General features: G+C 71.9%; 17 protein-coding genes. 11 read left to right on the plus strand and 6 right to left on the minus strand.

The genetic code is table 11. The annotated features are described in order from the left end of the window. Positions 1-96: 96 nt before the first annotated feature. Both ACIQZN_RS26620 and tsaD read right to left on the minus strand, forming a co-directional pair. Positions 97-699: a DUF4328 domain-containing protein gene (locus ACIQZN_RS26620; protein WP_403998728.1), complete on the minus strand. Its 603-nt coding sequence runs from the start codon at positions 697-699 to the stop codon at positions 97-99. 192 nt (positions 700-891) lie between these two features. Further along, the gene (tsaD, locus tag ACIQZN_RS26625; protein ID WP_403998958.1) at positions 892-1,947 is read right to left on the minus strand and encodes a tRNA (adenosine(37)-N6)-threonylcarbamoyltransferase complex transferase subunit TsaD; all 1,056 of its coding nucleotides are present in this window, start codon (positions 1,945-1,947) and stop codon (positions 892-894) included. A 222-nt stretch (positions 1,948-2,169) separates the two neighbouring features. Between tsaD and ACIQZN_RS26630 the strand changes: the two genes are divergently transcribed. From ACIQZN_RS26630 to ACIQZN_RS26655, 6 genes are all read left to right on the plus strand, one after another. Next, positions 2,170-3,642 carry a PepSY-associated TM helix domain-containing protein gene (locus tag ACIQZN_RS26630; RefSeq protein ID WP_403998731.1) on the plus strand — a complete coding sequence of 491 codons (1,473 nt, stop codon included), beginning with the start codon at positions 2,170-2,172 and terminating at the stop codon, positions 3,640-3,642. Further along, positions 3,639-4,298, plus strand: a complete 660-nt coding sequence (locus ACIQZN_RS26635; protein WP_403998734.1) for a DUF5134 domain-containing protein — start codon at positions 3,639-3,641, stop codon at positions 4,296-4,298. Before ACIQZN_RS26630 ends, ACIQZN_RS26635 begins: the two co-directional genes overlap by 4 nt. Before the next feature lie 23 nt (positions 4,299-4,321). Beyond that, on the plus strand, positions 4,322-4,621 hold the full coding sequence (locus tag ACIQZN_RS26640) for a hypothetical protein (protein WP_403998737.1): 300 nt from the start codon (positions 4,322-4,324) through the stop codon (positions 4,619-4,621). A gap of 136 nt (positions 4,622-4,757) precedes the next feature. Beyond that, entirely contained in the window at positions 4,758-5,495 is a 738-nt protein-coding gene (locus ACIQZN_RS26645) for a hypothetical protein (RefSeq protein WP_403998740.1), read from the plus strand. Between the two features lie 226 nt (positions 5,496-5,721). Next, positions 5,722-6,351 (plus strand): sigma-70 family RNA polymerase sigma factor, encoded by a 630-nt coding sequence (locus tag ACIQZN_RS26650; RefSeq protein ID WP_403998742.1) that lies wholly within the window; start codon positions 5,722-5,724, stop codon positions 6,349-6,351. Positions 6,352-6,567: 216 nt separating this feature from the next. Further along, positions 6,568-6,801 carry a hypothetical protein gene (locus tag ACIQZN_RS26655; RefSeq protein WP_403998745.1) on the plus strand — a complete coding sequence of 78 codons (234 nt, stop codon included), beginning with the start codon at positions 6,568-6,570 and terminating at the stop codon, positions 6,799-6,801. A gap of 248 nt (positions 6,802-7,049) precedes the next feature. Here the strand turns inward: ACIQZN_RS26655 and ACIQZN_RS26660 are convergent, their stop codons facing one another. The 3 genes from ACIQZN_RS26660 to ACIQZN_RS26670 form a co-directional block, all read right to left on the minus strand. Beyond that, positions 7,050-7,508 carry a S26 family signal peptidase gene (locus ACIQZN_RS26660; RefSeq protein ID WP_403998747.1) on the minus strand — a complete coding sequence of 153 codons (459 nt, stop codon included), beginning with the start codon at positions 7,506-7,508 and terminating at the stop codon, positions 7,050-7,052. Then, complete coding sequence (locus ACIQZN_RS26665; protein WP_393767670.1) at positions 7,505-8,257, minus strand: ABC transporter ATP-binding protein; 753 nt, start codon at positions 8,255-8,257, stop codon at positions 7,505-7,507. The genes ACIQZN_RS26660 and ACIQZN_RS26665 overlap by 4 nt, the downstream gene beginning before the upstream one ends. A gap of 103 nt (positions 8,258-8,360) precedes the next feature. Further along, positions 8,361-11,144, minus strand: a complete 2,784-nt coding sequence (locus tag ACIQZN_RS26670; protein ID WP_403998750.1) for an FtsX-like permease family protein — start codon at positions 11,142-11,144, stop codon at positions 8,361-8,363. Between the two features lie 345 nt (positions 11,145-11,489). On the opposite strand from ACIQZN_RS26670, the gene ACIQZN_RS26675 reads away from it, so the two are divergent. The 5 genes from ACIQZN_RS26675 (at position 11,490) to ACIQZN_RS26695 (ending at position 16,261) form a co-directional block, all read left to right on the plus strand. After that, positions 11,490-11,699 carry a hypothetical protein gene (locus ACIQZN_RS26675; protein ID WP_403998753.1) on the plus strand — a complete coding sequence of 70 codons (210 nt, stop codon included), beginning with the start codon at positions 11,490-11,492 and terminating at the stop codon, positions 11,697-11,699. Between the two features lie 120 nt (positions 11,700-11,819). After that, positions 11,820-12,374, plus strand: coding sequence for a MauE/DoxX family redox-associated membrane protein (locus tag ACIQZN_RS26680; protein ID WP_403998756.1), 555 nt, complete (start codon positions 11,820-11,822; stop codon positions 12,372-12,374). Positions 12,375-12,440: 66 nt separating this feature from the next. Continuing rightward, positions 12,441-12,974: a TlpA family protein disulfide reductase gene (locus ACIQZN_RS26685; RefSeq protein WP_403998759.1), complete on the plus strand. Its 534-nt coding sequence runs from the start codon at positions 12,441-12,443 to the stop codon at positions 12,972-12,974. Between the two features lie 5 nt (positions 12,975-12,979). Further along, positions 12,980-14,899 (plus strand): ABC transporter ATP-binding protein, encoded by a 1,920-nt coding sequence (locus ACIQZN_RS26690; RefSeq protein WP_403998762.1) that lies wholly within the window; start codon positions 12,980-12,982, stop codon positions 14,897-14,899. Positions 14,900-14,974: 75 nt separating this feature from the next. Then, positions 14,975-16,261, plus strand: a complete 1,287-nt coding sequence (locus ACIQZN_RS26695) for an MFS transporter (protein WP_403998765.1) — start codon at positions 14,975-14,977, stop codon at positions 16,259-16,261. Positions 16,262-16,276: 15 nt separating this feature from the next. Here ACIQZN_RS26695 and ACIQZN_RS26700 read toward each other — a convergent pair whose 3' ends face one another. Continuing rightward, positions 16,277-17,083 carry a VOC family protein gene (locus tag ACIQZN_RS26700; protein ID WP_403998961.1) on the minus strand — a complete coding sequence of 269 codons (807 nt, stop codon included), beginning with the start codon at positions 17,081-17,083 and terminating at the stop codon, positions 16,277-16,279. Between the last annotated feature and the right edge of the window lie 32 nt (positions 17,084-17,115).

Here is a 17,115-nt window from a genome sequence, read left to right on the forward strand (position 1 = left end):
CGTGACTCGTCCGGGAGGAAGTCGCCGCGCTTCCTCCCGGGCTCGATGACAAGGGAGAGTTCCGCGCTCAACCTCGCGGGAACGTGTTTACGTCGGTCAGTTCGGCCCGGGTGACTGCGCCGCGGACGCGGGGTTGAGGGCGGGGCTCCGCTGGAGCACGGTGATGCGTTCCACGACGAGGACGGCCAGCACGGCGGCGGCGATGATGAACGCTTCCGCCGCCACGAGCACCGTGATCGATTCGGTGGCTCCCCATCGCCCCAGTGGCAACAGCACGGTGTGCGCGATCCAGGCTCCCCACCACAGGTTGACCAGAGTGGTGTCGCGGCGCTCCCGCCATGACTCGGTACTGGCCCGCCCGATCGACAGCACGATCCGTGGCGGAACGAACAGGTTGACGATGGGAATGAACCAGGCGCCGAGGGTCCATCCCGTGCTGGGGAGCGCGGCACGCGGGGAGACGTCCTGTGCCCTGCGCCGTGCTCGCACCAGCCACATGAGGAACAGCGCCACAGTGACGGTCAGCAGATTGCCGTAGAGCGCGAGGGCGGAGTCGTAGGAGTCCACGGCCTCCGGGGTGCGGTGGAGTGCGTGATCGCGTGTGGCGATGGCCCGGTACACGTCGGCCGCGGTGGTCGCGGCGATGGCCGCCTGTACGCAGCGGGCCAGAACCGGAAAAGGTCTGAGGGATCCGTCCACGGGCTACGCCCTTTCTGGGCAGGGAGGCCGTCCTCGGAGGTGTCCGGCCCGGAATCACCGGCACCCTATGCGCCCACCGCAAAGGGCAGGTCAAGCCAGTCCAGGACACGGGCGGCGGCTGACATGCGGCCTGGGGCCGCGCTGCCCCGACCGCACAGACGGCTGCGGATCTCGGCGGTACGGTCACGGGGCTCACGCGGCTCTCGCCGGCGCGGCGAGCGGGTTCAGGGCGGCGTACTCCAGGGGTGCCGACGGGTCGATGGAGACGCTCAGCTGTGCCGGCTCCGCGCCCGCCCGCACCAACAGGTCGCCGACGGCGGCGATCATCGCCCCGTTGTCGGTGCACAGGGTCAGCGGCGGTACGCGCAGCTCGACGCCCGCCGCCGCGCACCGCTCCTCGGCCAGGGCCCTGACCCGGGAGTTCGCCGCGACGCCGCCGACGACGACCAGGGTGCGGACGTCGTACCGGCGGCAGGCGGCCAGGGCCTTGCGGGTCAGTACCTCCGCGACGGCCTCCTGGAGCGAGGCGGCGCCGTCGGCCAGCGGGATGTCCTCGCCGCGCAGGCGGTGCTGCTCGGCCCAGCGGGCGGCGGCCGTCTTCAGCCCGGAGAAGGAGAACGCGTACGGGTCGTCCTTCGAGCCCAGCAGTGGCCGGGGGAAGGCGACGGCGCGGGGATCGCCGTCGCGGGCGGCCCGGTCGATGGCCGGTCCGCCCGGGTAGGGGAGGCCGAAGACGCGGGCGACCTTGTCGAAGCACTCGCCCGCGGCGTCGTCCACGGTGTCGCCCAGGTGCAGGATCGGGTCGCGCACCAGGTCGCGTACCAGCAGCAGCGAGGTGTGGCCGCCGGAGACGATGAGGACCAGGCAGGGGTCGGGCAGCGGGCCGTGTTCCAGGGTGTCGGCGGCCACGTGCCCGGCCAGGTGGTGCACCCCGTACAGCGGTACCTCCGCCGCGTAGGCCAGGGACTTCGCGCCGGCCAGGCCGACTTGGAGGGCGCCGGAGAGACCTGGGCCGGTGGTCACGGCGACGGCGTCCAGGTCCCGCAGGCCGAGCCCTGCCTGCGCCAGGGCCTCCTGGACGACGGGGGTGAACGCCTGGAGGTGGGCGCGGGCGGCGATCTCCGGCACCACTCCACCGAAGCGGGCGTGCTCGTCCATGCTCGATGCCACGACGTGCGCGAGCAGCCTGCCGCCCGAGACGATCCCCGCCCCCGTCTCGTCACACGACGACTCGATGCCCAGCACCACCGGAGCCCGCACGGCCCCTCCTTTTCGCACATGATTCGTTACTGCAATCTATGTGCAATAAGGTACTCGCTCGCGTGGCCCGCGGAGGCTTCGCCGGTTGCCCCGGCCTTCAGTGCATGTGATGCACACCACACTTCGGTGGCGGGAACTCGCGCGCCCTTCGGTCCGACTCCTGTACGTGCACGTCACCGTCCCCACCGGTCCACGCATGAGGAAGAGTCGATGACCGAGACCACGCCTGCCGCGTCACCGCCGCTCCGGCAACGTACGACCGAGGAGGCCGCCCCCACCGAGGACTTCGCCACGCCGACGACGAGGAACAGCGGCGGCACGTGGAGCGGGCTGCGGCCCCTCCTTCTGCGCCTGCACTTCTACGCGGGCATCCTCATCGGCCCGTTTCTGCTGGTCGCCGCCGTGACCGGACTGCTCTACACGGCGACTCCGCAGATCGAGTCCGTCGTCTACCACCACGAACTGAAGGTCACCCCGCACGGCGCACCGAAGCCGCTGGCCGCCCAGGTCGACTCGGCCCGCGAGGCGATACCCGGCGGGCAACTCGTCTCCGTCACCAAGGGGGCGGGCGGCGACGACACCACGCGCGTCACCTTCGACGTGAAGGGGCTGCCCGAGGGATACACGCAGACCGCGTTCGTCGATCCCTACACGGCGGAGGTCCGTGGCTCGCTGCGTACCTTCGGCGAGTGGCTGCCCGTACGGGCGTGGTTCGACAGCCTGCACCGCACGCTGCACCTGGGAGAGTTCGGCCGCAACTACAGCGAGATCGCCGCGAGCTGGCTGTGGGTGGAGGTGCTGGGCGGGCTCGCCCTGTGGCTCGGGGCGCCGCGCGGACGTGAGCGGCTGCGCCGGCTGTTCGTACCGCGCCGAGGCCCGAAGGGGCGCAGGCGCACGTTGTCCTGGCACGGGGCCGTGGGCTTGTGGGTGTCGGCCGGCTTCCTCGCGCTGTCGGCAACCGGGCTGACGTGGTCCGCGCACGCGGGCGTCAACATCGGCAAGATCCAGGACTCGCTGGGCGGGGCGACACCGTCCGTCTCCTCGACCCTGGGCGGGGCGGGAGCGAAGCAGCCCGCGCCCGGCACTTCCGCCTCGCAGGTCGATCTCGACGGGGCCGTCCGCATCGCCCGTGCCGAAGGTCTGCGCGGCAAGCTCGTCATCAGTCCGCCCGCAGGCGGCGGGAGCGCGTACGTCGTCAAGGAGAACACCCGGCACTGGCCGGAGCAGCAGGACTCGGTGGCCATCGACCCCACCACCGGCCAGGTCACGGACAAGCTCGTCTTCGACGACTTCCCCGTCCTCGCCAAACTCACCCGCTGGGGCATCGACGCCCATATGGGCCTCCTCTTCGGCCTCGCCAACCAGATCGCCCTCGCGGTCATCGCCCTCGTGCTCATCGGGATGCTCTTCTGGGGCTACCGCATGTGGTGGCTGCGCCGCCCGACCCGAGGCGGCGGGACACGGTTCGGCCGTCCGCCGGCGCGGGGGGCGTGGCGGCGGATTCCGGGCAGGGTCATGGCCCCGCTCGTCGTCGTGACCGCCGTCGTCGCCTACTACCTGCCGCTGTTCGGGCTGCCCCTGGTCTGCTTCCTGCTCGCGGACCTGGCGGGCGCCGAGCTGCGCCGACGCGGGCGCACGCACACGGAAGCACAGACCGAGACCCCGAAGGAGATGGCCCGATGATCGCCGCCACCGGGCTGCGCTGGATTCTGACGCTGCTCTTCTGCGCACTGGCCGCCTACGGTCTGTGGCGCGCCTTCGCGGCCCGTTCGCATGCGTGGAGCACACGGCTCGCGCACGGGCTGCACGCGGTGATGGCGCTGGCCATGTTCGCGATGGCCTGGTCCTGGGGCATGGACCTGCCCGCTTCCCCGCAGGTGGTCTTCTTCTCCGCCGCCGCGGTCTGGTTCGTGGTGGCCGCCCTCGCTCTGCCCACGGGCCCCGGACCACGGGGGCGAGCCCTCGCCGGCGCGCTGCCGCACGCCGTGATGACCGGCGCGATGGCATGGATGGCCGCCGCGATGTCGTCCGGCATGTCCATGGGGGCGACGGGCGGCGGTCAGGCGCACGACATGCCGGGGATGGACATGTCCGCACCCGGAGCGCTCGCGACGATGACGCTCAGCGGGACCGGCGACCGCTGGAGCGCGGGTCTCCTCGCGCTCCTCCTGCTCGCGCTCGCGCTGGGGTGGCTTGCGAAGGGCTTCGACACCGGCCGCACGACGCCCCGTGTGACTGGCGACGCGTCATCGGGCGGGGCGGCACACGCTGCGTGGGACCTGGGGTGTCACTGGCTGATGGCGCTGGGCATGGCGGTGATGTTCGCCGTCATGGTGTGAGAAGTCGGGCGAATGGCCGATACGTGACGCACCTGTTCGCCGTCTCGTACGGGGCCGGCTGCCTCGCCGGCCCCGTCGCCCCCGATATGCGGGGAGTCACGCAGCCGGACGAACCGGGCCCGCACGACATGGGCGGCATGAGCGGGATGGACGGGCTCACCATGAACCCGCACGGGAACGACGTGACCGTGCGGCCGAAGAGTCCGTTGCGCCCCGGCGAAGTGGTGTCGTTCGCCCTCCACTTCGCCCACGGGAAGCCCTTGCGGGTCAACGCCGTCGTGGTGCGGCCCGGCACCGAGAAGAACCTTCCTCCCCGCCCGTAGCGCCATGACCCGCACCACTTCCCCCGCGCGCGGCATATGCCGACTCCGCGCTTCAGCAGTGAGATGTCAGGTATGGGCGGCAAGCCGGACACCGCCCCATGTCGTGCGGCCCCCCGCGATGGGAGGATGAGGCGCCATGGAGGCCGGACCGGTCGGACGCGCGGTGAGGGCGGCGATGTTCGCCGTCGTCTCCGTCACCCTTGCCGCTACCGGGCACGTCCTCATGTCCGAGACACCGCTCCCGTTCTGGGTACTGGCCACGGCTTTCCTCGCGCTCGCGGTCCCGGGCTGGTGGTTCGCCGCACGCGAGCGCGGTGCCTGGCTCGTCACCGCCGTGGCCGTCGTGACTCAGGGCGTGCTGCACAACGCCTTCGCCGCCGCGCAGTCCGCGCTGGGCACAGCCGGCACCGGCCGGGCGCCGACCGCGGCCATGAGCGGCATGGACCACATGGCGGGCATGCTTCACGCACCCATGGGCGACGCGATGGCAGGCATGCACCACATGGCCGGTATGGATCACATGGCGGGCATGGGGCATGCCCCCGCCGTGGGAGCGATGAGCTCGGGTCCCATGGCGCATGCGGGCCACCACATGGCCGGAATGTCATCGACGGGGATGCTGGCCGCGCACGTTCTGGCCGCGCTCGTCTGCGGAATCTGGCTGGCCCGGGGCGAGCGCGCCGCCTTCCAGGTCCTGCGCGCCTTCGCGGCCCGACTGCTGGCTCCGCTCCAACTCCTGCGCACAGCACCGCTGCCCGCCCCACGCCGCCGCCTGCGTCCGCGTCGGGGCCTGAGCGACCGGCCGACCCGGGGGCTGCGGTGCGCGCGAGCACGGGACCGGCGGGGTCCGCCCGGGGTGGCCGCCGCGTCGTGAGGACGCGGCAGGCATTCCGGAGGACGTAGACGCCGGCACGCGACCGGTACTCAGCCGTACCCGCACCTGGCGGAAGTCCTCCGGCACACCCGGCCCCGTAGGGCCCGGGTGCCCCATTCACCGGAAACCCGGATCGTCCCGTCCGCGCTGCCTCACGCCTTGGCTGCGGCGTGCGCGCGGACCGGACGCCCGGCGCCGGACCGATCCGTGAAGGACATCCCTGGCGATGAAGACCACCCTGCCCATCCCGCGCGCGCCACAACGTGCCTCCGCCCCACGCGACAGAACGGCCGAGGACGCCGTCGCGACCGCCTGGGCGCTGGCAGCCCGAAGCGGGGACCGTGAGGCCGCCGACGCCTTCATCCGGTGTCTGCACCGCGATGTCGTGCGGTACGTCGCCCACCTGTCCGCCGACCCGCAGTCGGCGGAGGACCTGGCACAGGACACGTTCCTGCGAGCGCTGCGTACGCTGCACCGCTTCGAAGGCCGCTCCTCGGCCCGCACCTGGCTCCTGACCATCGCCCGCCGTGCCGTCGTCGACGACTTCCGCCGGGCCGCGGCACGCCCGCTGCTCGCGGATACCGACGACTGGTGCGCGACCGTCGAGCGCGCTCAGCCGACCGGGCTGCCCGGATTCGAGGACGGAGTCGCCCTCCAGCAACTCCTGGCAGCGCTTCCCCGTGAACGCCGTCAGGCGTTCGTCCTCACGCAGATGCTCGGGCTTTCCTATGCCGAGGCCGCCCGTCTGACGGGATGCCCGGTCGGCACCGTCCGCTCCCGGGTCGCCCGCGCACGCACCGTCCTGACCGCACAACTCCAAGGTGATGAACCGGAGTCGCTCGCTCAGGCCGCCTGACGCAGGTGCCGGGGCCGCCTCTGTGCGGGCAGGCCCCGGCACCACGGGAGCGAAGACGCACCCCCTCCGGTAGTCGGATCCGAACTGTCCGCAGTTCCCCGGTTACGCGGAGAGATGACACAAGTGCCCCGTCTGTCTGGCCCCGCCCGTGTGTGGGTATGTCCGCCCTGTCCAAGGCCGCCGCGCAGAAAGCGGCCCCGGCGGAAGGTGCACCCGATGTCATCCGACAAGCAGGCCCCCGACCTCAGCTCCCTCGAACCCCTCGCCACGTTCTGCGGGAACTGCGACTGCGGCTGCCCCCAGCTCTACGTCGACCCCACCGCGAGCGAGGACCGCCGTGTCGTCATCACCGACGACTTCGGCCAGCACGTACAGATGAGCGCGACCCAGTTCGCCGACCTCGTCACCGAGGCGAAGGAGGGCCGGCTGGACGCGGTCGCTTCCAGATAGATCTTCGTGGCCGGGCGAGGCGGTCCCAGAGGCCGTGCGGTACGTACCGCACGGCATGCTGATTGCCGAGGATCGAGCAGGACGGAGCGCGATGCAGCAGGATGGCAATGTCCGGCTCTGTCGCGTTTCCGCAGGTGGGACGCGTCTCTCATGTCGGGTTCGAGTCCCACCCGCCCCACCTATTTCCCCAGGCAGAATCGTTCTGACCTGGGGAAACGTGTATGTGCGCGGTGGTCTTCCGTGGGCTTTCAGCCCTCTGCCGCCTCGCTTCGGCGTACGCGTCCCAGGATCACGCCCACCACCTGGTCGTTCCGCAGGGGACCCCACTCGCGGGAGTCCGTGCTGCGCGCGGGGTTGTCGCCGAGCACGGCCACGTGTCCGGCCGGGACGGGCGTCCGGTGGGGGAGACCGGCGGTTCCCGCGGGGGACGGCTGGCCGGATGTCGCGGCCAGCCGCTTGACGGCGTACGGGCCGCCGGCTGCCCGTGGCGCCGCCCTGCCGGCCCCCGGTGGTTCCCGCAGGACGATCGCCTGCCCCCGCCGCGGCCTGGCCAGGGGGCGGCGCACCATGAGCAGCAGGTCGCCGTCGGCGTAGGAGGGCTCCATGCTGACGCCCTCGACCGTGATCAGGAGCAGTGACGAGCGGGCCGCCGCCAGGAGGGCGATCGCCCCGCCCAGGATCCAGGGGGTGGCGCCGCCCCGGGTCATGGACGTACGGCCGTGGTGAGGCGGTCCTCCAGGACCCGGCCGTCCCGCATGGTCACGACGCGCCCGCAGCGCTCGGCGATGCCCATGTCGTGGGTGGCCAGGACGAGGGTCGTGCCCTGTTCGGTGTTGAGGCGCAGGAGCAGTTCGATGATCTCCTTGCCCGTGGCGGAGTCGAGGTTGCCGGTGGGCTCGTCGGCCAGCAGCAGGGCCGGCCGGTTGATCAGGGCGCGGGCTATGGCGACGCGTTGCTGCTGTCCGCCGGAGAGCTGCGACGGCAGCCGGTCCTCACGGCCGGCCAGGCCGACGGCGGCGAGGAGTTCGTCGGCCCGTTCCCGTGCGGAGGCGCGGCTGCGGTAGGGCAGTACGGGGGCGATCACGTTGTCCCGGGCGGTCAGCGCGGGCAGGAGGTGGAAGCGCTGGAAGACGAAGCCGATGCCGGCCCTGTAGCGGGTGAGTTCGGCCCGCCCGGATGCCGTGATCTCGGTGCCGCCGACCGTGATGCTCCCGCCGTCGGCGGCTTCGATCGCGCCGAGCAGGTGCAGCAGGGTCGACTTGCCCGACCCGCTCGGGCCGATGAGCGCCACACTGCTGCCCGCTTCCAGCGTGAGCGAGACGTGATCGACGGCGGTGACCGGGTCGGCCGTGCCGGATCCGAACACCTTCACGACGGACTCGGCGGTGATCACGGTTCCCGGGGCGCTCGCGGCCGCCGGGGGAGTGGTCCGGGTCTTCGGGATGCGGAATCTCAACGCTGTTCTCCTCGGTGGCTCCGTGGCTCGTACCCGGTCTCCGGCCGCGCGCCGGGGGTGGCGGACCGGACCCGCCGTCCCCCGGCTCCGTGCGGTGACCGGGTCACTCCTCCTCCGCCAGCGTCTGCGCCGTCGAACCCGTCCGGAGCGTCCGCGCTGGCAGCGCCGCGCAGGCGACGGTGATCAGGATCGCGGCACCGGCCACGGCTGCGGCGACCCATCCGAGTACCGGGCTGTATCCGCCGGTGAGCGCCGAGCAGGCGGCGACCGCGAGTCCGGCGCCGAGCACCGCCCCGGCGGTGGCCGTGAGCGCCGCCTCGCCGAGCACCAGCCGGGTGAGGGAACCGTCCGGCCAGCCGGTGGCCCGCAGCAGGGCGTACTCGGCCGCGCGGTCACGGATGTTGGTGTAGAGGACGTCGGCCACGCTCGCGGCGCCGAGGAGGGCCGTGATCACCGCGGCGACGTAGTCGGTCGTGCGGACCTGGACCGTGACGGCGTTCCCGAGCAGGGAGCCGGCGACCTCTCCCTGGAACGCGGCGCCGATCCCGATCAGCATCACCAGCGCCGCGACCCCGCCGGCCAGCGCCATCGCGCCGAGCGCCGTCCGCCCGGGCACCCGTCGTACGTTGGCCCAGGCGAGGCTCGGGACGCCGGTGACCTTCGTACGATGGGCGCGCGCGCTCACCGAGGGGCGTATCGCCTCACCGGGGTGGGAGCGCGCGGACTGCAGGGCCGGCCACAGCGAGGCCAGAGCGGCCAGCGCCACCGCCGCCGGAAGGGCGAGGAGCGCCCGCGACCACCGCACGTCCACCCCTGCCAGGGCCCCTGCCGGAACGGCCAGTGCGGCTCCGGCCAGCCCGGCTGCCGCGCCGATCGTGACCACCTCGGCCAGGACCAGCGCGAACAGCTTCCGGGCGGGCCAGCCCACACAGGCGAGCACCCCCAGCTCGGTGCGGCGGGACCGCACCGCCGCGGACGTGGCCCCCGTGACGAACAGTGCGCACACCCCGAGGACCAGCAGGAACAGGATGAGGGACTTGCGGTCCACCGCGTCGGCGATCGCGGTGGCCACCCCCTTGCGGGACCACATCTGGCGGAGAGTCAGTGCGGGGCGTCCGAACTTGCCGGCCGGGTCGACGACGTCGACGGCGGACGGCGACGAGCCCATGGTGATGTCGACGGCCAGCCCGGTGCGGGTCCGGATCTGTTCCGCGGCCAGCCGTACCCGTTCGCGGGAGAGGGCGTCGGTGCCGAGGGTGCCGTCCAGCCTGACGCGGATCGCGCTGATCGGCTTGGCGGCGTTCACGCCCCCCTGAGGACTGATCCCGCTGAACTGCTCGGAGTCGTGGAGCAGAGGCAGGGAGGAGAGCGTCGTGATCATGGAGGGGGCGACCGACAGGAGACCCGCCACGTTGCCGTTGGGCAGCAGCGGCTTGCCCTTGAGCGCCGCCCTGGATTCCGCGTCGGCTCCTTCGGCCTGCGGAGGGAAGAACGTCTCCAGCGGCACCGCGCCGAAGTGGCTCTGTCCGGCCGTCAGCCGGTCGGGATCAAAGCGGCCGACCGGCTTGATCAAGGGCATCGGCTCATCGGTGCTGTTGCTGCCCACGTACATGTGGGAGACGTGCTGGTCCAGCGACCGCACCGCCGTGTCCCCGAGATCCGATCCGTCGCCCAGTCGGCCCTCCCCCAGGTCCGGTTCCAGCAGGGGGCCCTGCCGGACGGGGCGGGCGGCCAGCCGGCCGCCGGACGACGCGTAGGCGACCGGGGAGGCGCTGAGGTAGTAGCTCAGGTTGCTCCACGCGAACGGCTCGCCCGGCGACGGCTCCTCCTGGCCGAGACCGCGGGTCATGGCGTCGTACGCGGCGTCCGACGTGAACTCCACGCTGTGGCTGCGCACGGCGGGAGCGCCGGGCAGCGACCGGGCCAGGGTGCCCGAGTTCTCGCCCGAGGAGATGTGCGCGGCCGCCTCGGGGGAGAGTTCCTCGACCTCGACGCGCAGCTTCTCGTCGACCGGTGACCGGTCGGCCAGCAGCACCGGGATGTCCGCGAACCGCGAACCGTCGCGTTCGACGACCGCCGTCTTCTGGTCCGGTGCGAAGTACGAGCCGTCCACGACCGCCTTGTCCAGGCCCACCAGGCGGGCCTCCTGAACCGGATCCACCGCCGCCACCAGGTACGGGAAGCGCCACGTGACGTAGCCGATGCCGGCCGGGGGGACGTCCGTCCCGGTGGCTGCCGGACTGGCCGCGCCGGGCTCGTTGACGTTGTTGCGGGCGTGGGTGGACCCGCAGGTGGGAACCAGGCCCTCGGCCCGATTGGTCTTCGGGTCGTTCCCCGTCGCCACGCTGCAGACCTCGCGGCGTCCGCCGTCCGCACCGACCAGATCGATCTGCCCGCTCAGCTCCGTGCCTTTTCCGCTCGCGCTCTTCGGGTGATCGAGCCGCTGCGGTGTCACGTAGAGGTACGAGTTCGCGGCCGGGACCTTCGTCAGGCCCCGCTCGGAGATCAACTCCGGCTTCAGGCGCCAGAGCTGGGCCTTCCCGCCCGGCCGGACGAACTTCGATACGTCGACCGGCAGATGGACGGTCGATGGCATGTAGCCGACGACGGCGACGGGCGCCGCGACCCGCACCCCCGGAATCTTCAGGATCCGCTGCCACTGCTTCTCGCTGATGCCCCCCTGGAGGTCGCTCAGCGCCGTGGCGGAGACCAGCTTCTGCTGCGTTTCGAGCCGGGACCGCGCTCCGGCCGGCCGCACCAACAGGTCGTACGCGCCACGCGAGTTGGCTGCCACCGTGCCCCAGACCTCAAGGCGCTGACGGTCCGCGGTCGCGGTCAGCACGGTGAAGGAAGTGACCGCCACGACCAGTGCGACGAGCAGTGCCACCGCCCGTCCGGACCGGAATCCGATCTGTGCCCTGACCGTGTGCCACACGCGCTCCCCCTGGCTGGATCGGCGGCCGCCCCCCGGTGCCGCGTCCGTCGCAGGCCGAAGCCGGGCAGTCGCTTGTGCCTGACGGGAGGAGATGTTCACACCGGGAGTCCGGAAGCGTCAATGCGATGCACAAAAATCAGCGCTCTTTTCATAAAGAGCTTGTTTTCTTGCATCGAGTACACGCAAGGTTGCAGGGCTTCCTAGGAAACTGTGCAACTGCAACGCCGGTTCGCCCGCTGCCGTGATGCGCTCGCGGTGTGAACCGGGGCCACGGAACAACCGACTTGAGGAGTTTGCATGCGTCGCACGTTCGACCGGGTGGGCGACCGGATCCTGCGGGCAGTCCTGCCGACCGCGAAGGCTTCCGCGGCCTGTTGGGGCCCCTGGAAGACGATCTTCACCAGCTCTGCCTACGTCCTGCAGCAGCGCAACGCCTGCACCGGCAGCGCCCGGCAGTGCCGGGTCAGCATCAGCGGGGCGCCCTACCAGTCGGCCACCTGCCCCTGAGCAGCGGCTGACACGTTGACGCGGTAGTTACGGGACCGCGCCGACGCGGCAGTGCGTGGGGGGCGACCGCAATTCGCCCCCCACGCGCCTTCGACAGTATCCGGCGCGAACGGAGGCATCGTGTCAGCCGTGTGGTACTCGGCGCAGCTGGAGGCCCGCCTGGTCCTCGCCCTGGTCTTCGCGCTCTCCGCCGCGGCCAAGGTCCGGTCCCCACGGGCGTACGGGGAGTTCCGCGAAGCCGCGGTGGCTCTCGGTGGCCCGCTCGTATCCAGGGTGATCACCTACGGTCCGTCATCGCTCCTGGCGGCGGTGCCGGCTGCCGAAGCCGCGCTGGCCGTGCTGCTGATCGCCCCGGCCACCGCCGCCGCGGCCCTCCTGGGAGCGCTTGCCCTGCTGCTGCTCTTCAGCCTTGTGCTGGCCCGGGCCGTACGGCGGGGAGCACAGGTGGCCTGCCACTGTTTCGGCAGCTCCCGCGCGCCCGTCCGCGGGGCGCAACTCCTGCGCAACGGACTGCTCATGGCGATGGGCTGCCTGGGTCTGGCCGGCGCGTACGCGGACGGCGCGGTTCGCCACCCCGTCCCCGTCCTGCTCGTCGCCCTCGTGGCCGCGGCCGCGCTCAGCTGGGTCGTGGTCCTGTGGGACGACCTCACGGAGCTGCTGGCGGGCCCGGCCTGATGTCTGCCGGGTCGCCCTCGGCTTCGTCCTCGACCGTTCCGCACCCTTCCGGAGGAGATGTCCGCCATGGCTGTCCTGACGGCCGCCGTCGTCGTACTCGGTCTGCTCTGCCTGCTCAACCTCGCCGTGAGCACCGCGGTGATACGCCGGCTCCGCCTCCTCGGCGTGCGCATGAATCCTGTCCCAGGAGCCGGCCCGGCGATCGGTGATCTCGTGCCCGCCTTCGATGTCGTGGCCGAGGACGGCACCGCGCTGAACCCTGACTTCCTCCACGGGCGGCACACCTTGATCGCGTTCCTCTCCACGACCTGCTCGGCTTGCGTGGCCCACGCACCGGAACTGGCGCTGCGTGCGGCCGGGTTGGGGGCTTCCGGGACGCAGGTGCTCATGGTGCTGCTGGACGACGGCGCGGACGCACGAGGCCTGCGCAAGCTGCTCTCGCCCGCCGGGACCCTGCTGACCGGCGAGAACGCGCTCGCGTTCATGACCGCCTGCCAGGTCGAAGCGACCCCGACCTACTGGCTGACGGGTGAGGACGGCACTCTCGTCGCGGAGTTGCAGGATCTCGACTCCCTGCCACAGCCCCTGCGGGTGGACTGAGACCCTTGACCGCCCACGACTTCCGGGCCACGAGCCCGCGCGCACGCGCGTCCTCCGCCCGTTCCGCCCTGCGCCTGCTCCGCAGCTCCTGCCTGCTGTATCTGCGTGCCGCACCCGGCCCGGCCGTGCTTCTGCTCCTCACCGCCCTGCTGTCCGGCGCCGCACCCGTGGTCACCGCCTGGGCGGCCAGGGCGATCCTGGACCAGCTGGGACGTCACGCGGGCCCTCCGCTCTGGGTGTCCGTCACCGTCCTCGCGGTCACCGGGGGAGTGGTCGCGATCGGGGCGCAGGCCGCGCAGTTCGGCGACAGGGAGGCGGACCGGCTGGTCACCCTCCACACGCAGACCGAACTCTTCACCGCGGTCAGCCGCGCGCAAGGACTCGCCGAGCTGGAGGACCCCGCTTTCCAGGACCGTCTGCAACTCGCCGTACAGGCCAGCCAGACCAGCCCCCAGCTCGTGGCCGGCATGGTGCTCGGCACGGTGCAGAGCCTGCTGACCGTCGGAGGGTTCGTCGCCGTTCTGTGGGCCTTCTCCCCGCTCATCGCCTTTCTCGTGCTCTCCGCCACCCTTCCGGCGCTCTACGCCCAGGCGAAGCTGGGCCGCCGGCGCAGCGACATGGCGCAGCGCGTCACCCCCTTTCTCCGGCGCCAGATGTTCCACGCTGCCCTGCTGACCGATGTGCGGGCAGCGAAGGAGATCCGCCTGTACGGACTCGGCCGGTTCTTCCGGGAGCGGATGCTCGGCGACCTGCGCTCGGCTCAAGCGGGGGACCGTCGCGTGGACCGGACCGTCCTCCGGGTCGAATCCGCCCTCGGCCTGATGTCGGCGGTGCTTGCCGGGGCCTCGATCGCCATCGCCGTGCACCTGATCGATACGGGGCGAGGCAGCATCGGGCAGCTGGCGATCGTCACCGCGGCACTCGCCACCGTCCAGCTGACCATCACCTCCCTGACCGGGGTCTACGGCACCATCAGCCAGTCCCTGACACTCTTCGGCCACTACAGCGAGCTGGTCGCTCCGAGCCCGGCACCGACCGGTGAGCTGTGCGAGGCGCCGCCCCTCACCGAGGGCATCGCCCTTCGCGATGTCTGGTTCCGCTACCACCCCGGCCATGAATGGGTCCTGCGGGGAGTGGACCTGGAGATCCGCCCCGGCGAGTCCGTGGCGCTCGTGGGCCTGAACGGCGCGGGCAAGTCCACCCTCGTCAAACTCATCGCCGGTCTCTACCGGCCGACGCGGGGCGAGGTCACCTGGAACGGCACCGACCTGTCGGCCGTCGACCTGACCTCCCTGCGCCGCCGCATCGGCGTGGTGTTCCAGGACTTCATGGCGTACGACATGTCCGCCGCCGACAACATCGCGATCGGCGACCTCGGTGCGGCGGCGGACCGGCCGCGGCTGCGCGGCGCGGCCGACCGGGCCGGCATCGACGCCGTCCTGCACGGACTGCCCCACGGTTACGACACCTGGCTCAGCCGGACGCACCTGCCCGAGCCCGCCCCGACCACCACGGTGCCGGGCCGCGGGCGACGACGCCTGTCACGCTCCGCACCCCCGGACCCGGACCCGGCACCCGACCGGACCGGTGTGCTCCTGTCCGGAGGCCAATGGCAGCGCGTCGCCCTGGCCAGGGCACTTCTGCGGACCGACGCCGACCTCCTGATCCTCGACGAACCCTCGTCCGGCCTCGACCCGGTTGCCGAGCGCGAGATCCACCTAGGACTCCGGGAACACCGGCGAGGCCGGAGCAGCCTGCTCATCTCCCACCGGCTCAACACCGTCCGCGACGCGGACAGGATCCTGGTCCTGGAACAGGGCCGGGTGGTGGAGGAAGGCACGCACGCGGCCCTTCTCGACCTGGACGGAAAGTACGCCCGTATGTTCCGCTCTCAGGCGGACGGCTACCAACTTGTGGACGAATAGCGGAAGCAAGGGGTCCGCACGCCAATCGATCAGACCGGCGCATACGGCGCCGGTGGGTGGTCGATACCATTCCGCGTGACCGAATCCCTGACCGAATCCGCCGAGAGCGCCGATGAACCGGCACCCCGTGGGCGGATACTCGCCGATCTGACCCCTTTGCGTATCTCGCCCGACTACCGGCGGCTCTGGTTCGGGAACACCGTGTCCTGGATCGGGCAGGGGATGACCGCGCTCGCGGTCTCGTTGCAGGTGTACGACCTGACCGGGTCGGCGTTCTCCGTGGGGCTCATCGGGGCGTGCTCGCTGGTGCCGCTCGTGGTGTTCGGGCTGTACGGCGGTGCCGTCGCGGACACCGTGGACCGGCGGAAGCTGGGGCTGGTCAGCGCGTTCGGCTCGTTCCTGCTGTCGGTGGCGCTCGTCGGGGTGACCGTGGCCGGGGTCGAGCAGGTGGGGGTGCTGTACGGGGTCGTGGCGCTCCAGGCCGTCTGCTTCGCGCTCAACTCACCCGCCCGCAGCTCCATGATCGCCCGGCTGCTGCCGGCCGAGCAGCTGCCCGCCGCCAACGCGCTGAACTCGATGACCAGCACCACCGGCACGCTCGTCGGGCCCATGCTCGGCGGCCTCATCGTCGGCTGGTGGGGCTACCGCGCCGCGTACGGGGTCGACGCCGTCACCTTCACGGCCTCCCTCTACGCGATGTGGCGGCTGCCGGCCATGCTGCCCGAGCGGGACGGCACGGCGGACCGGAAGCGCGCCTCCGTGCTGGACGGGCTGCGGTTCCTCGGGACCCGGCCCAATCTGCGGATGACGTTCCTCAGCGACCTGTGCGCCATGGTGCTCGCCCAGCCCCGCGCGCTCTTCCCCGTCGTCGCCGTCCTCTGGTACGGGGGCGACGCGAAGACCACCGGACTGCTCGTCGCCGCACCGGCGCTGGGGGCGCTGCTCGGCGGGGTGTTCTCCGGGTGGCTCGGGAGCGTACGGCGGCACGGTCTCGCGGTCCTGGTCGCCGTCGCCTGCTGGGGCGCCGCCGTCGCCGTCTTCGGGCTGACCCGGCAGCTCTGGCTGGGGATCCTGTTCCTCGCGCTCGCCGGGGCCGCCGACACCACGTCCATGGTCTTCCGCAACACCATGCTCCAGGCGGCCGTGCCGGACGAGCTGCGCGGCCGGCTCCAAGGCGTCTTCATCGTGGTGGTGGCCGGCGGGCCCCGGCTGGGGGACTTCCTCGCCGGGTCCGCCGCCGACCTGACCTCGCCCGGTCTCGCCGTCACCGGGGGCGGGATCGCGTGTGCCGTCGCCGTGGGGCTGCTCGCGCTGCGGTGGCCCGGATTCGCCCGGTACGACGCGCGCCACCCCGAGGCGTAACGAGGCGTAAGGGGCCTACACCTCCCGCTCCAGCTTCGGCACCTCGCCGCCCGTCGTGCCGCTGTCGAACAGCGAGAACGGCGCGCCCTGCGGGTCCGTGAGCGCGGCGAACCTGCCGAACGGCATGGTCATCGGGCCGAACCGCAGCGTAGCGCCCAGCGACTTCGCCTTCTCCACCGCCGCGTCGCAGTCGTCCACCGCGAAGTACACGTTGATGTACGCGGGGACCTCCGGCGGGAAGTCGTCCGTCATCCGCATGCGGCCCAGGACCGGGTCGGCGCCCAGGTCGTAGAGCGTGAAGTCGGCCCCGTCGTCCACCATGCGCTGCACGCCGTACCCGAAGACCGCCGGGAAGAAGCTGTCCGCCTTCTCCGGGGCGCGGGTGAAGACCTCGGCCCAGGTGAACGCGCCGGGGACCATGTCGGCCTCGAAGCCCCGGTGGCTGCCGGGCTGCCATACGCCGAAGGTCACCCCGCCCGGGTCGGTGGCCAGCACCATCGTGCCGAAGTCGCCCACCTGCATGGGTTCCACCAGGACGGTGCCGCCGTTGGCGCGGATCTTCGACGCGGTGGCCGCCGCGTCCGGCGAGGCCAGGTACAGGCACCAGCCGGTCGGCATCCCGCCGGGCCCCGGCGGCATCAGCGCGGCGACCGCCTTGCCGTCCACCTGGGCCTGGGTGTAATTGCCGTACTCCGGCAGCGAGTCACCGAACGTCCAGCCCAGCAGCTCACCGTAGAAGCGTTTCGCGCCCTCCAGATCGGTGAACGTCGCGTCGGCCCAGCACGGTGTGCCCTCGGTCGCTTCTGCGGGCATCGTGGTCATCTCCTCGTACGAGTGCATGCCCCCTTGTTCAC

This window comes from Streptomyces sp. NPDC097595 (genome assembly GCF_044761525.1).
In the GTDB taxonomy this organism is placed as follows: Bacteria; Actinomycetota; Actinomycetes; order Streptomycetales; family Streptomycetaceae; genus Streptomyces; species Streptomyces drozdowiczii_A.

Excerpts from the sequence above, each read along its gene's own strand:
- ACIQZN_RS26630 (WP_403998731.1), top strand. The coding sequence starts at position 2,170 with ATGACCGAGACCACGCCTGCCGCGTCACCGCCGCTCCGGCAACGTACG.
- ACIQZN_RS26635 (WP_403998734.1), top strand. The coding sequence starts at position 3,639 with ATGATCGCCGCCACCGGGCTGCGCTGGATTCTGACGCTGCTCTTCTGC.
- ACIQZN_RS26645 (WP_403998740.1), top strand. The coding sequence starts at position 4,758 with ATGGAGGCCGGACCGGTCGGACGCGCGGTGAGGGCGGCGATGTTCGCC.
- ACIQZN_RS26650 (WP_403998742.1), top strand. The coding sequence starts at position 5,722 with ATGAAGACCACCCTGCCCATCCCGCGCGCGCCACAACGTGCCTCCGCC.
- ACIQZN_RS26655 (WP_403998745.1), top strand. The coding sequence starts at position 6,568 with ATGTCATCCGACAAGCAGGCCCCCGACCTCAGCTCCCTCGAACCCCTC.
- ACIQZN_RS26660 (WP_403998747.1), bottom strand. The coding sequence starts at position 7,508 with ATGACCCGGGGCGGCGCCACCCCCTGGATCCTGGGCGGGGCGATCGCC.
- ACIQZN_RS26675 (WP_403998753.1), top strand. The coding sequence starts at position 11,490 with ATGCGTCGCACGTTCGACCGGGTGGGCGACCGGATCCTGCGGGCAGTC.
- ACIQZN_RS26685 (WP_403998759.1), top strand. The coding sequence starts at position 12,441 with ATGGCTGTCCTGACGGCCGCCGTCGTCGTACTCGGTCTGCTCTGCCTG.
- ACIQZN_RS26700 (WP_403998961.1), bottom strand. The coding sequence starts at position 17,083 with ATGACCACGATGCCCGCAGAAGCGACCGAGGGCACACCGTGCTGGGCC.